The organism is Acinetobacter sp. ANC 4470 (genome assembly GCF_002135335.1).
GTDB lineage: Bacteria > Pseudomonadota > Gammaproteobacteria > Pseudomonadales > Moraxellaceae > Acinetobacter.
The window spans coordinates 56597-70518 of record NZ_NEGC01000009.1; the positions used below are offsets into that span (position 1 = coordinate 56597).

Here is a 13922-nt window from a genome sequence, read left to right on the forward strand (position 1 = left end):
ACATTGAATGCCAATCTTTTACTAAAATATAGTGCTTTCGTTATTTGCCTGGTTTAAAACTATCTTTTAAATCCAAAATACGGTTAAAGACAGGTTTGTCGCTGGTATGCTCATATTGATCTGCAACAAAATAACCTTCACGTTCAAATTGGAAACGATCTTCAGGTTTCGCCTGTGCCAATGCAGGTTCAATCACGGCTTGAAGTACCGTTAAAGAATTTGGATTTAAGTTCGCTAAGAAATCATCATCTGCATCTGGCGCAGCTTCAGTAAATAAACGGTCGTAAACACGAACTTCAGCAGCAATACCTTTCGTTGCAGAAACCCAATGTACAACCCCTTTCACTTTACGCCCTTCAGGGTTTTTACCTAAAGTTTCAGGGTCAATTGAACATTTAAGCTCAATCACTTCACCATTAGCATCTTTAATCACTTCATCGCACTTAATCACATAAGCATGACGTAAACGTACTTCACCCTCAGGAATTAAACGTTTAAAGCCTTTCGGTGGCACTTCTTCAAAATCCTTACGATCGATATAAATTTCTTTAGATAAAGGAATAACACGCTCGCCCATATCCACATTCGGATGACGTGAATGGGTTAAATCCATATCTTCAGGAAGATTGGTTAATGTCACTTTAAGTGGGTTTAACACTGCCATACCACGTGCAGCGGTATTTTCCAGTGATTGACGAATACAGAACTCAAGCATTGCCACATCAACAATACCATCAGTTTTAGACACGCCTACACGTTTACAAAAATCACGCAAACCTTCCGCAGTAAAACCACGACGACGCATACCCACAACAGTTGGCATACGTGGGTCATCCCAACCATGAACATGACCACCTTCAACTAGTTTACGAAGCTTACGTTTAGAGGTAATGGTGTAATCAATATTTAAACGACTCGATTCGTATTGACGTGGAACGGCTTCAGATTTAACTTTTTCCACGACCCAATCATAGAATGGACGGTGATCTTGGAATTCAAGTGTACAAAGTGAATGGGTAATGCCTTCAATCGCATCAGATAATGGATGAGCGTAGTCATACATCGGGTACATTTTCCATGTATCACCTGTTTGATGATGCTCAGAATGAAGTACACGATACAAAATCGGGTCACGCATATGTACATTCGGTGAAGCCATATCAATTTTGGCACGAAGTACTGCTTTGCCTTCACCCAACTCGCCATTATTCATTTGGGTAAAACGTACAAGATTTTCTTCCACACTCACATCACGATAAGGTGAGTTTTTGCCCAGTTCAACAAAATTACCACGGTTTAAACGAATTTCTTCAGGTGACTGCAAATCAACATAAGCATCACCTTGATTGATCAATTGAATTGCCCATGTATGCAATTGGTCAAAATAGCTTGATGCATAGCGCGGTTCGCCATTCCAGTCAAAACCTAACCATTTGACATCGTTGGCAATACCATCAACGTATTCTTGTTCTTCTGCATCGGGATTGGTATCGTCAAAACGCAGGTTACATACGCCATCAAATTCTTGTGCAATACCGAAATTCAGACAAATAGCTTTGACATGACCAATATGTAAATAACCATTTGGTTCTGGTGGGAAACGCGTCACCACCTGCTTTGTACGACCTGCTGCTAGATCTTCGGTAATGACTTGGCGTACAAAGTCTAAGCCCGGCTGTTGTTCTTGCTGCGCAGCATCGACAGATTGAGTATTAGTTGTCGGGTTATTTGGCAGGGATGAAACAACATCATTCGACTTCATAGTTGATAAATCACTTCTATAAGATAAAATAGGATAATTAAAACGCAATTTTCGTTTTTTAACAAAGAAAGTCGCGTTTTTGCTTGCCTTGTAGTTTACAGTTTGCTTATGCTTCTCTCAACCAAAAACCCATGGCTTTTTTGTCCATGATCAGGAGATTATAGAATGAGTTTTCCTCAAGTTGAATTAAACACCAGTAAAGGACGTATTGTTCTTGAACTTAACTCAGAAAAAGCACCTAAAACTGTTGCTAACTTCTTAGAATACGTTCGTGATGGTTTTTATGATGGCGTAATTTTCCACCGTGTTATTGACGGTTTCATGATCCAAGGCGGTGGCATGGATGAAAATTTCAAAGAAAAAGCGACTCGCGACTCTATTGAAAATGAAGCGAACAACGGCTTAAAAAATGAGTTAGGCACAATCGCAATGGCGCGTACTCAATCTCCACATTCTGCATCTGCTCAATTCTTTATTAACGTAGGCAATAATGCTTTCCTTAACCACTCAGGCGAAAATGTCCAAGGTTGGGGTTATGCTGTATTTGGTAAAGTCACTGAAGGTCTAGACATCGTTAACGAAATTAAAGGTGTTCGCACTGGTAACCGTGGTCACCATGCTGATGTTCCTTTAGAAAATGTTGTGATCGAATCTGCTAAAATTATTGCTGAATAAAAAACGTCCTCCCCGTCCTTAATTAGTTTTAAAGCGCTGCTTTAAAACGGAATAATGGAAAGAATCATTTCTTTCTTCTTCAATAATTAGGGACAGAGGAAGTTAAAAGGAAAAATAAGTGACCTATTTGTTTATCGCTGATTTACATTTGTCACCTGAACACCCTCGACTCGTTCGGGGGTTTTTGGATTTATTGGCACACTATCAAAACAAAAACACCCAACTCTATATTTTAGGTGATTGGTTTAATGCATGGGTTGGTGATGACTACACTGCCCAATGGTTAGATGACGTTGTTGATGCTTTAAAACAGTTCAATCAAGCTGGTAATCAAGTTTATTTCCAAGTCGGTAATCGTGATTTTGCTTTAGGTAAGCGATTTTTAAAACAATTTAACGCTATTTTATTGCCTGATGTCGATACGTTAAAAATAGGCAACATTCAAATACGCCTTGAACATGGCGATTTGCTGTGTACCGATGATGTGTCCTATCAAAAATTTCGTAAAATTATTCGTAATCCAATTCTTTTAGGTTTTTTAAAAAGTATGCCGCTCAGTTTCCGTCAGAAGTTGGCTAATGGCTTCCGTAAAAAAAGTGCAGAAACCAAACAAGTAAAATCCTATGAAATTATGGATGTGAATCAACATGCCGTTGAACAATCACTGCAATCGGTTGATTTACTAATTCATGGACATACACACCGCCCTGAAATTCATGATCTTAATAACAAAAAACGTATCGTTTTAGGTGATTGGCGTGAACACGAAGCTCAGATTTTAGAAATTGATCTAAGCAATCTTGAGCAAAAATTAGAACTCAAAACTTGGGCTTATTAACGGTTAAATGTTGTTTTTTTAATTCTAAGTTTTAATACGCAAGACCTATGCTCACACCACTCTAAATTTAATAACAAATTATTTTTAAGATGTCATAGCTCAAAAAGTCAAATTAAATAGATTTGAATCGAATTTTTTATCATGCCAAAGTCTAAAGCCAGTTCAATTTGTGACAAACCCTTTTCTTAGCACTTCAGGTAGAATAAGCAATATACTTTACAAGTGGAGCAATGATTGATGGATCTTTTAAGCATTTCAAAAACACGTTATACAACAAAAGCCTATGATCCTATTCGAAAAATTCCGCAAGAACAAATTACTCGTTTATTAGAAATTTTACGTTTAACACCATCTTCTATTAACATTCAACCTTGGCATTTCTTTATTGCCGATAATCAAGTGGCGAAAGAGCGTATTGCAAAAGCGTTGGTTGGAAAATATGCCTATAACGCACCTAAAGTTTTAGAGTCATCACACACTATTTTATTTTGCACTAAAGCAGATATCAGCGAACAACATTTAGATAACTTGTTAACTCAAGATGATATCAGTGGTCGCTTTAAGGACTCAAATGCTAAACAAGGGCAAAAAGATAGTCGTTCAGGTTATGTCAATTACTACCGAAATGAAAAAGGTGATATTCAGCGTTGGGCTGAAAATCAAACCTTTATCGCGCTTGGTCAAATCTTGTTAGCAGCTGGAATTGAAGGTATTGATGCAACGCCGATTGGTGGTTTTGATGAACAAATCATTAATGATGAATTGCAGTTAACTGAAAAAGGCTTGGTACCTTCGGTATTACTGACACTTGGTTATCGTAGCGAAAATGACTTTAATGCAAAACTGCCAAAATCTCGCTTAAGTAAAGAAGAAATCTTTACTCAGCTTTAATTCAAAATTACTTACAATAAAAGAGGATATATTCCTCTTTTATGTCATTTCAGGACTTATTTTTTAAATATTATTCAGGTATATTTGCGCAAAAATTAAACGGTCGTACTTCTCATGCCAGTTGCCTCGAAAATGCCAATGAAATTCAAATGTACAACCTGTAATAAAATTTATATGCATCCGTACCGCATAGATGCTCTTTCTTTTTATCCAGACTGCCCTGACTGTAAAAAGGCTGGCTTATTGCTTGGAACAGCTGAAATCAAAGATTTTATTAAATACCCACGTATTTTCACAAAAAATCTACTTAAACAGATATCGCATAAGCTAAACAAGTAACACTGGCTAAGCCTAACGCTAAACCAAAAATGGTCGTTAGTGTTAATTTTTCTTTAAAGATGATTAAGCCACTTAATGCACCAAATACAACCACAAGAATATTCATGCCTGCAAAGACAATTGCAGGTGTGTCTTTCAATAACATATGTGCTTTGACGTAAAGTGCAATATTGGCAAAATTTAACAGCCCTAATCCCATTCCAGCCAAAATATTACTTCTAGTGCCAAACGTCTTGGTGGTCATTGCAATATAAGCCAATGACAATATAAAGGCACAAATAAACATTAAATTCAGCGCAACAGCAAACTGAACTCCCAATCCAGTGGTATATTTTAACAATACATCAATTAAGGCATAGCCAAACCAAACCAATGCAAGATACAGCATTGCTTGCTTTGTCGATGACTGCCCTGTCTTGTCTTGCTGATGGGAAAATAAAAGACTTAATACAGCTAACACGCCTAAAACGATACCGATTATTTTTAGTGTATTGAATTGTTCCTGAAAAATAAAAAATGCCGCCAATAAAGACAAAACTACAGACAAACGCTGTGCAATTTCAGTTTTCACAATACCCGCATATTGCAAAGACTTCGCCAAACATAAAAAAACACTTGGCAGTAAAATACCTAAAGCAATAATTAACCACCACGGCGTATTGATGATTGAAATATGCTGTAAATCTGGTTTAAACCAGAAAAAGCACAACACACTTGCAGAAGCGTAATTCCATACAATCATGTGTAATGCATCAAAATCTTGTGCTTTAGCGAGCTTTAAAAGAATTGAGACAGCTACGCTACAACATGCTGCAGCCAATATAAGTTCCATCTTTTGCCTTATTTTCCTTATTTATAATGGTTTAGGGTTAAATACAAAAAAACCCACAATAGATGTGGGCTTTTTATTATAAATAATCTTTAACGATTATTTATAACGATTGACCATTTTCTCTAAAGAAATTGGACGAATCTTGTCTGCATGACCCACAGTACCAAATGAAGTATAACGATCTACACAAATTTGTTTCATTGCATCAACAGTTGCAGCGAAAAATTTACGTGGATCAAACTCGCTTGGTTTTTCAGCCATCATACGGCGCATTGCACCTGTAGATGCTAAACGCAAATCTGTGTCGATGTTGATTTTACGAACACCGTGTTTGATTGCTTCAACCAATTGCTCAACAGGCACACCATAAGTTTCGCCAATTTCACCGCCATATTGGTTAATAATCGCTAACCATTCTTGTGGCACAGAGCTTGAACCGTGCATCACAAGATGTGTATTTGGCAATGCCGCATGAATTTCTTTAATACGGTCAATCGCTAAAATATCACCTGTAGGTGGACGGGTAAATTTGTACGCACCATGTGAAGTACCTACCGCAATTGCCAAAGCATCCACATTGGTATCTGCTACAAACTGAGTTGCTTCTTCAACTGAAGTCAATAGTTGTGAATGGTCAAGTACGCCTTCTGCACCCACGCCATCTTCTTCACCAGCCAGACCTGTTTCAAGGCTACCCAAGCAACCAATCTCACCTTCAACTGAAACGCCACACGCATGTGCCATTGCAACAGTACGACGAGTTACATCTACATTATATTCGTATGAAGTTGGTGTTTTACCATCTGCACCAAGTGAACCATCCATCATTACTGATGAGAAGCCCAACTGGATAGAACGCTGACATACATCAGGATCTGTACCGTGGTCTTGATGCATAACCACTGGAATATGTGGCCATTCTTCAATTGCAGCCAAAATTAAATGACGTAAGAACGGAGCACCTGCATATTTACGAGCACCCGCAGATGCCTGAACAATAACAGGTGAATTCGTTTCGTCTGCGGCTAACATAATTGCGCGCATTTGTTCTAAATTGTTTACGTTAAATGCTGGTACGCCGTAATTGTGTTCACCGGCGTGATCCAAGAGCTGGCGCAATGAAATAAGAGCCATAATGTCCTCCCAGGTAATGCCCCATATTCTACATGCGGATTGCTTTCAATTCAGCAAGAAAAAACACTATTTCATAAAAAAGTCCCTGCAAATGCAGGGACTTTTAAATAAAAAATAAAAAACTTATTGTGCCGTTGGCTCAGAAGCCACGTCTTCAACTGCTGCGGTTGCTTCATCAACATCCACATTAGCTATTTCTGCGGGTATATCAGTATTTTTTTCATCCAAAACGGGTTGATCAATTGAATCAATCGCTGCTTGTTGTTCTGGTGTAATTTTTTCTTCTACTACCACAGTTTCAGCTGTCTCATTTTTAGCTGCTTCATCTTTCTTTGCACAAGCGGTTAAAGCTAAAGGTGCAATCAGTAATGCTGCCAACGTGAGTTTTAAGTTCATCAGATTTTCCTACAACAGGAGATTTAATGAACATGATTTTATTGCAGATATATTTCATTTTAATGACTAAAAAATGAATCAGAAATAAAAAAGGCTGATCATGAGATCAACCTTTTCATCAAACAGTCATCATGACATTGCTGTCAATTATGCACGTTCAAGCAATACTGCAACAGCTGGAAGTGTTTTACCTTCTACAAACTCAAGGAAAGCACCACCACCTGTAGAAATATAATCAATTTTATCAGCAACTTCGTACTTGTCGATTGCAGCTAAAGTATCACCACCACCTGCAATAGAGAAACCTGCTGATTCAGCAATTGCTAAAGACAGTGCTTTAGTCCCTTCACCGAATTGATCGACTTCAAACACACCAACTGGCCCATTCCAAAGAATTGTTTTTGATGTGTTGATAATTTCAGCAAAGGCTTTTGCCGTTTCTGGACCAACGTCTAAAATCATATCGTTGTCAGTCACATCAGCAACATTTTTAACGACTGCTTTCGCTTTCGCCAATGAACCCAAAAAGTCAGAAAAATCAATTTCAGCTGCATCTGCAACCACAACGTCAGTTGGTAATGGTACTGAAACTTTTGCCGCAATGGCTTTTGCAGTATCGATTAAATCAGTTTCACACAATGATTTACCCACGTTGTAACCTGCCGCAGCAAGGAAGGTATTCGCAATACCACCACCAACAATAATTTGGTCACAAAGTGTAGAAAGTGAAGTCAATACATCAAGTTTAGTTGAAACTTTAGAACCTGCAACAATGGCAACCATTGGAGATTCAGGCGTTTTAAGCGCACGACCAAGTGCGTCTAATTCAGCAGCAAGTAAAGGCCCTGCTGCTGCAATTGGAGCTAAACGAGCCACACCTTCAGTAGAAGCTTCTGCACGATGTGCTGTACCAAAAGCATCCATGACGAAAACATCGCAAAGTGCTGCATATTTTTGTGCAAGTTCAGGGTTATTTTTCTTTTCACCAGGGTTGAAACGCACATTTTCAAGCAATACCACTTGACCTACTGCAACCTCAACACCCGCTAAATAGTCAGTCAACAATTGAACTTCCTGACCCAAAGCTTGGGTCAAATAAGCAGCAACTGGAGCTAAAGACTGTTCTGGTTTAGCTTCACCTTCAACGGGACGACCAAGATGAGAACAAACCATTACCGCAGCGCCTTTTGCAATCGCGGCTTTAATGGTAGGAAGTGCAGCGCGTAAACGTGCATCACTTGTAATCTCACCATTTTTCACAGGTACGTTTAAATCTTCACGAATAAGAACGCGTTTACCTGTTAAATCAAGGTCAGTCATACGTTGAAAATTCATGTATAGCTCTCTGTATAGATATAAAAACCGCCCGATTTTAAATGATTATGCAGAAAAAGGTTAGCTTCTTTTGCATAAAAGCTGTCGAAAGACAAAGTTTTGATTATGATAGTCAAAAGCCACATCATGATTCAGAGCTTATGTCTATTCACCCAGATCCAAATATCAATCGTTTAAATGTTTTAGGCGAACCATTGGCAAGTTGTTGCTACTCTCCGATTACGGGATATTTTCGTAACGGCTTTTGTCATACCGCGACTACAGATCTAGGTCAGCATACAATGTGTGCACAAATGACTACTGAATTTCTTAATTTTTCTCAAAAAGTAGGTAATGACTTGATCACACCATTACCAGAAGTCGATTTCCCAGGTTTAGAACCCGGTGATTTTTGGTGTATTTGTGTAACCCGTTGGGTAGATGCTTACCAAGCTGGTATTGCTCCCCCTATTAAAGTTCAAGCTTGCCATCAAGCTGTGCTCTCTTATGTTCCGCTTGATGTTCTTATGGAATATGCAGTGTAATGAATACATCTCAAATTATTTTAGCTTCCAGCAGTCAAACGCGTAAAGACTTAATGAATCGTCTTCGCATCAATTATCAAAGCATCGTGCCTGATATTGATGAGTCTCCGCGCGGTGAAAACCATGCTGACCATTTAGCCAAACGACTGGCTTTTGAAAAAGCCAAAGTTATTTCAGAACAGTATCCTGAAGCCATTGTGATTGGATCAGATCAAGTCGCATGGCGTGAAGGTGCACCCGATATTTTTATTGGCAAACCTTTGACTGTTGAAAAAGCAATCAAACAACTGCAAGCCAACTCCGATAAAATCGTTTATTTCAGTACGGCATTAAGTGTACAACAACTGTCTACAGGCTTTGAGCAAACACTGGTTGAACACTATAAAGTTAAATTCCGTAAACTCGGACTGGCGGAAATTGAACGCTATATCGAAGTGGAACAACCTTTAATGTGTGCGGGTAGCTTCAAATGTGAAAGCTTAGGTATCAGCTTATTTGAACAAATGATTGGGCAAGACCAAACCACACTTATGGGCATGCCGATGATTCAGCTCTGCCATATTCTTCGCCAACTGAACATTTTAGTTCCTTAATTTTTAGGCTGTATTTATGTCTCCATCTTTAGATATTCTTGGCGGAATTACCGCTGAACAATTCCTTGCTGAATATTGGCAAAAAAAACCATTACTGGTACGTAATGCACTGCCTGAAATTGCAAATCTGCTTGAACCGAGTGATGTGATGGAACTTGCACTGGATGAAAATATCAGTGCGCGTTTAATCAAACAAAAAGATAAAGATCCAAACCAATGGTCAGTGAAATCATCGCCTTTGATTAAGGCCGATTTCCAAAAGATGCCGAAACTTTGGACTTTGCTGATTCAAGCTGTTGATCATTACTCTTTTGATCTAGCTGAATTATGGAAAAAATTCCCTTTTATTCCACAATGGCGTCGTGATGACATTATGGTGTCTTATGCACCTAAAGGTGGTTCAGTCGGTAAACACTTCGATTTTTATGATGTGTTCTTAGTTCAAGGTTACGGTCACCGTCGCTGGCAGTTGGGTCAAATGTGCGATGCAGAAACGGCATTCGTTGCAGGACAACCCTTAAAACTTCTGCCAGAAATGGAAGTGAATTTTGATGAAGTGCTTGCACCAGGCGACTTACTATATGTCCCACCGGGTTTATCACATTATGGCGTTGCTGAAGATGACTGTCTGACCTACTCATTTGGCTTCCGTATGCCCAATGTGGCGGAAATGATGGATCGTGTGAGTGACAAATTTGCTGACGATCAATTGCTTAAAAACCCACTGACGGACATTATTCGTGACAAAATCAGCCCAATTGGTCAAATCAGTCAGGCTGAACTTGAATATTTAAAAGCAGAACTTTTAGCACAATTGCAAAACCCAACCGTGCTTGAAGATGCGCTTATGAGCCTGATGTCGGAATCCAAATATCCTGAGAATATTCCAGAAGCTGAAGCAATGGGTACGGGTGATTTAGAAGAAGCTCTTGATCTCGGCTATTCACTCATTCTAGAGCCAGCATCGCGTCTACTCTACACCGAAGACGAAAATGAATTTCTGTTTTGGGCCAATGGTGAAGGCATTTGTATTTCAGATGTGTTTGCACCGATTTTAAAACAAATTGCCGATGGCAATCCGGTATTACTCGACGAAAAACTTTATGATCCAGATATTTTGGAAGACGTCGTAAACTTATTAAATGAGTCGATTTTAATGTTGTTACCAGCAGCAGATTCAGAATAACTAAGGCGATAAGGGGGAAACTAGATTTCCCCCTTATTTTTTAGCATAAGAAATTTATCAATGCGGATTACATACCACTCAATAATTAAATCGATTCAATTTTAATAAAATAAATAAATACTTACTTACTTACTTACTTACTTACTTACTTACTTACTTACTTACTTACTTACTTACTTACTTACTTAACTAATGTTACACAGCGGCTTAAATCCGCAAACTAAATTATAGAAAAAATTAATTCCTCGGATGGATGGCGTACAAGAATGTTTGCTCATACCAACAAAAGGTTTTTGTCTTGCCTAGCAGTACTACTCATTAACCTTTCAAAAGTGGAAATAATACCTATGCAAAGGTCATTTAAACTTTGCAATATATCCAAGGCAGTGCCACAAATTCTTCATTGCATCACATGAGTTAAAGTCATTTATATATTTAGTCATGACCTGAATGATTAAGCTTTTTTAAATGAGTACGTAATATCAGTGATAAAGAAACAACGGAATACGCTGTTTCTTTACTTTAATTTCAGCATTTAGCCATATTGTTTTTTCAAATATTTCACAATCTCTGCTGATTCAAACATCTTCACATCCGTATTGGGATCAACCAAATAAGGAACTTGAATATCACGACCCATAATTTCGACCACTCTTTCACGCTTCCCGCCTTTTAACGGCTGATATTTCCCCGGTTTTAAACGTAAAAATGCAGGTCCTTGATCTTGCCAGCGTTCTTTAGGCACGTTATGGAAGATAAAAGGCAACTCCAGTTCAGTTAATACACCACGTACAACTCGGGTAAATGGACTTGCTTCAAAACCCCATAATTCTAAAAGTTGCTCAGGTGCTTCCCGATCAATAATTTTTTGATTAATCCAAACACCGCGTACACCATTCATCAAAGTACCCGCAAAGGCAACGACAGGATATTTAGGATAGTCTGAATATTTTTTCGGCGTCTGACCACTTTTGCCGTAATGCTTAAATAAATAATCGATAATGTCTTTTGACTCATACATTTCGATCCCTGTATTTTCATCAATTAAAAACGGAAAGCGTAATTTCCCACCTTTTTCTTTCACAATTTTACGATATTTTGTCCCACCTTTCGGGCATGGATAAACCTCATAATCTAAATTTAATAAGGTCAGTACTTCTCGTACACGACGACAAAACGGTGAACCTTCAAACTCATAAAGTTTGAGTGATTTTTCAGGCTGCTTAGGGAAAGCTGTGCCACTCACGCCACGTCCACCTGCAGTCAATGTTGAAGCTAAAGCTTGTACTACTTTAATTTGATGATTCACCATTTTTGTCCTTATTGAATTGTCGTTATAAATCAACTAATTTTTCTTTTGCAATCACAATTCCATTGTTATCTGCATAAATATAATCGCCAGAATTGATGGTCACACCACCAAAATACAAAGTTAAATCTACTTCGCCAATGCCTTTACGATGACTTTTTTGTGGAATTGCAGCCAATGCATGTACACCTAAATCTAATTCAGCAATCGCATCAACATCGCGTACACAGCCATAAATCACCACACCATTCCAGTGATTTTTAACTGCTGACTCTGCAATCATGTCGCCCATCAAAGCACAGCGCATGGATGCCCCACCATCAACGACAAGTACTTTATTTGTACCATCAGTGGCGAGTAATTCTTTTACACGTGAATTATCTTCAAAGCATTTAACCGTCACAGCCTGACCGCCAAAACTTTTACGCGCACCATAGCTTTTAAAGAATTTACCATCCATAGATGGTGTGACCACCTGAATATCTTTTTCTGGGTGATCATCCAGTAAATCACAGGTTACGAATGCTACATTAGCCACTTTCTATCTCCCTTATTTGCAAGTTTGTATGCGTAAATTATCATAAATTTCAAATTTATCCGTTTGAGTTCGCGCTGCATCGACCATAGTATGAGCCACTTGTTCTGCTGTCACTGGCTTATATTTGAATGTATTTGGAACCAAATGCGAAAATTTTCGATATAGCTTTTGAGTCGCATCCTCTAAACTGCGTTGTTCTGGGCGTTCACCTAATAAGAGTGAAGGACGTAAGATGGACACATATTTAAGATTTAAATTTTGAATATGATTTTCAAGTTCTCCTTTCACTTTATTATAGAAAATTTTTGACTGCGCATTTGCACCCATTGCACTAATCAGTAAATAATGGGTATCTGTCATTTCAAATAAATCTGCAAAATGTGCATTCATTTCATAATCAACGTTATAAAAATTTTGCTTAGACCCTGCTTTTTTCAACGTTGTCCCTAAACAACTAAAGGCATGGCTATAACCATTCACATCTTCATCATTCAACAACATAAAATCATCTAAAATAAATTGTTGTACTTTTTCTAAAGATTTAAGCTCTGTATCTTCATGCCGAACAACGGCTGTAATTTTTTCATAACTCTCAATCTGATTAAGTTGTTTTAGCAGTTCACGACCCACTAAACCCGTTGCTCCAATCACAATTGCACTTTTAATTGAATTAGTCATTTTTTAAACAATCTCTGGAGGTTATTATTAATCTAACGGTTTCTTTAGAGTTTTTATGCATCTAAAATGTTGTCAAAGCAAGTCAAGACTTGACTTAACGGCGTAGTTTAATCACAATATGGCACTTGTTTACGGGCTGGTGATAATTCTTCTGATGAAGGTTTTCAGTTGCAATTTCAGCCCGCCCAGACCAATCTATTTCAAGGAGTGCACGAGTGGCAAACTCAGCTCAAGCTAAAAAACGTGCCCGTCAAAACGTTAAAGCACGCAAACACAACGCAAGCTTACGTTCAATGGTTCGTACTTATCTTAAACGTACAGTAGCTGCTATTGCTGCTGGTGACTATGCTACTGCTTCAGCAGCATACAAAACTGCTGTACCAGTAATTGACCGTATGGCTGATAAAGGCATCATCCATAAAAACAAAGCAGCTCGTCATAAGAGCCGTTTAAATGCACAAATTAAAGCTTTGGCTAACTAATTTATGTATGTGAAAGAAGCCCGTTAAGGGCTTTTTTTGTACCTGGAATTTATAATAAAAATCTAAAAGTACGTTATTTATTCAATCTATTCACCATTTCTCACCTCACATGCCCTATTTTATAGCGCAATTAAATATATGTTTTTTATGTAGGTTAGATCAAAAAATAAAATTTATATAACGTAATTGCTGTTTCAGATACATAAAATAATTTATTGAGTTGGTTGATTTTCTATTTTCGGGATGTATTTCGCATAAAAATTTAACAGCCAATGGATTTTTCCTTTAGCAAAATCAGACTTGAGTTGGTATTCATCATGGTCCATTTTTGCGCTGCTGTGTTATTACATGAATAACGCAGCAAATTAGTACAGTTGTTTAATAAGTACCCATTTCGCATGATCAAAGCA

General features: G+C 38.1%; 15 protein-coding genes. 7 read left to right on the top strand and 8 right to left on the bottom strand.

Annotated features, from left to right (window positions below; translation table 11 throughout):
- Positions 1-40: 40 nt before the first annotated feature.
- Entirely contained in the window at positions 41-1762 is a 1722-nt protein-coding gene (locus B9T25_RS12570; protein WP_086188754.1) for a glutamine--tRNA ligase/YqeY domain fusion protein, read from the bottom strand.
- Positions 1763-1927: 165 nt separating this feature from the next.
- On the opposite strand from B9T25_RS12570, the gene B9T25_RS12575 reads away from it, so the two are divergent.
- The 3 genes from B9T25_RS12575 to nfsB all read left to right on the top strand — a co-directional run bounded on the left by B9T25_RS12575 (position 1928) and on the right by nfsB (position 4166).
- Positions 1928-2437, top strand: coding sequence for a peptidylprolyl isomerase (locus B9T25_RS12575; protein ID WP_086188755.1), 510 nt, complete (start codon positions 1928-1930; stop codon positions 2435-2437).
- A gap of 118 nt (positions 2438-2555) precedes the next feature.
- Complete coding sequence (locus B9T25_RS12580) at positions 2556-3275, top strand: UDP-2,3-diacylglucosamine diphosphatase (protein ID WP_086188756.1); 720 nt, start codon at positions 2556-2558, stop codon at positions 3273-3275.
- A 237-nt stretch (positions 3276-3512) separates the two neighbouring features.
- A complete protein-coding gene (gene nfsB / locus B9T25_RS12585; protein WP_086188757.1) occupies positions 3513-4166 on the top strand; it encodes an oxygen-insensitive NAD(P)H nitroreductase in 654 nt (217 codons plus the stop codon).
- 307 nt (positions 4167-4473) lie between these two features.
- On the opposite strand, the gene B9T25_RS12595 is transcribed toward nfsB, so the two are convergent.
- From B9T25_RS12595 to B9T25_RS12610, 4 genes are all read right to left on the bottom strand, one after another.
- Positions 4474-5337, bottom strand: coding sequence for a DMT family transporter (locus B9T25_RS12595; RefSeq protein ID WP_086188759.1), 864 nt, complete (start codon positions 5335-5337; stop codon positions 4474-4476).
- 96 nt (positions 5338-5433) lie between these two features.
- Positions 5434-6471 (bottom strand): class II fructose-bisphosphate aldolase, encoded by a 1038-nt coding sequence (gene fba / locus B9T25_RS12600; protein ID WP_086188760.1) that lies wholly within the window; start codon positions 6469-6471, stop codon positions 5434-5436.
- Positions 6472-6594: 123 nt separating this feature from the next.
- The gene (locus tag B9T25_RS12605; RefSeq protein WP_086188761.1) at positions 6595-6867 is read right to left on the bottom strand and encodes a hypothetical protein; all 273 of its coding nucleotides are present in this window, start codon (positions 6865-6867) and stop codon (positions 6595-6597) included.
- A gap of 147 nt (positions 6868-7014) precedes the next feature.
- Positions 7015-8202, bottom strand: coding sequence for a phosphoglycerate kinase (locus tag B9T25_RS12610; protein WP_086188762.1), 1188 nt, complete (start codon positions 8200-8202; stop codon positions 7015-7017).
- Between the two features lie 140 nt (positions 8203-8342).
- Here B9T25_RS12610 and B9T25_RS12615 point away from each other — a divergent pair, with 140 nt between their 5' ends.
- From B9T25_RS12615 to B9T25_RS12625, 3 genes are read left to right on the top strand one after another with little or no spacing between them, the layout of a single operon-like run.
- A complete protein-coding gene (locus B9T25_RS12615) occupies positions 8343-8726 on the top strand; it encodes a DUF2237 family protein (RefSeq protein ID WP_086188813.1) in 384 nt (127 codons plus the stop codon).
- Positions 8726-9319, top strand: coding sequence for a Maf family protein (locus B9T25_RS12620; protein WP_086188763.1), 594 nt, complete (start codon positions 8726-8728; stop codon positions 9317-9319). Before B9T25_RS12615 ends, B9T25_RS12620 begins: the two co-directional genes overlap by 1 nt.
- A 16-nt stretch (positions 9320-9335) precedes the next feature.
- The gene (locus B9T25_RS12625) at positions 9336-10505 is read left to right on the top strand and encodes a cupin domain-containing protein (protein ID WP_086188764.1); all 1170 of its coding nucleotides are present in this window, start codon (positions 9336-9338) and stop codon (positions 10503-10505) included.
- Positions 10506-11040: 535 nt separating this feature from the next.
- Here the strand turns inward: B9T25_RS12625 and B9T25_RS12630 are convergent.
- Genes B9T25_RS12630 through B9T25_RS12640 form a run of 3 tightly spaced genes read right to left on the bottom strand, consistent with a single transcriptional unit; the run spans position 11041 to position 13030 of the window.
- The gene (locus tag B9T25_RS12630) at positions 11041-11817 is read right to left on the bottom strand and encodes a glutathione S-transferase N-terminal domain-containing protein (RefSeq protein ID WP_086188765.1); all 777 of its coding nucleotides are present in this window, start codon (positions 11815-11817) and stop codon (positions 11041-11043) included.
- Between the two features lie 22 nt (positions 11818-11839).
- Entirely contained in the window at positions 11840-12352 is a 513-nt protein-coding gene (gene rraA / locus B9T25_RS12635) for a ribonuclease E activity regulator RraA (protein ID WP_086188766.1), read from the bottom strand.
- A gap of 12 nt (positions 12353-12364) precedes the next feature.
- Entirely contained in the window at positions 12365-13030 is a 666-nt protein-coding gene (locus B9T25_RS12640) for an NAD(P)H-binding protein (RefSeq protein WP_086188767.1), read from the bottom strand.
- A gap of 215 nt (positions 13031-13245) precedes the next feature.
- On the opposite strand from B9T25_RS12640, the gene rpsT reads away from it, so the two are divergent.
- Positions 13246-13512, top strand: a complete 267-nt coding sequence (rpsT, locus tag B9T25_RS12645; RefSeq protein ID WP_086164024.1) for a 30S ribosomal protein S20 — start codon at positions 13246-13248, stop codon at positions 13510-13512.
- Positions 13513-13922: the final 410 nt, after the last annotated feature.

Coding starts and splice junctions, on each gene's coding strand:
- B9T25_RS12615 (WP_086188813.1), top strand. CDS start 8,343: ATGTCTATTCACCCAGATCCAAATATCAATCGTTTAAATGTTTTAGGC.
- B9T25_RS12620 (WP_086188763.1), top strand. CDS start 8,726: ATGAATACATCTCAAATTATTTTAGCTTCCAGCAGTCAAACGCGTAAA.
- B9T25_RS12595 (WP_086188759.1), bottom strand. CDS start 5,337: ATGGAACTTATATTGGCTGCAGCATGTTGTAGCGTAGCTGTCTCAATT.
- B9T25_RS12625 (WP_086188764.1), top strand. CDS start 9,336: ATGTCTCCATCTTTAGATATTCTTGGCGGAATTACCGCTGAACAATTC.
- fba (WP_086188760.1), bottom strand. CDS start 6,471: ATGGCTCTTATTTCATTGCGCCAGCTCTTGGATCACGCCGGTGAACAC.
- nfsB (WP_086188757.1), top strand. CDS start 3,513: ATGGATCTTTTAAGCATTTCAAAAACACGTTATACAACAAAAGCCTAT.
- B9T25_RS12575 (WP_086188755.1), top strand. CDS start 1,928: ATGAGTTTTCCTCAAGTTGAATTAAACACCAGTAAAGGACGTATTGTT.
- B9T25_RS12640 (WP_086188767.1), bottom strand. CDS start 13,030: ATGACTAATTCAATTAAAAGTGCAATTGTGATTGGAGCAACGGGTTTA.
- B9T25_RS12630 (WP_086188765.1), bottom strand. CDS start 11,817: ATGGTGAATCATCAAATTAAAGTAGTACAAGCTTTAGCTTCAACATTG.
- B9T25_RS12605 (WP_086188761.1), bottom strand. CDS start 6,867: ATGAACTTAAAACTCACGTTGGCAGCATTACTGATTGCACCTTTAGCT.
- B9T25_RS12610 (WP_086188762.1), bottom strand. CDS start 8,202: ATGAATTTTCAACGTATGACTGACCTTGATTTAACAGGTAAACGCGTT.
- B9T25_RS12570 (WP_086188754.1), bottom strand. CDS start 1,762: ATGAAGTCGAATGATGTTGTTTCATCCCTGCCAAATAACCCGACAACT.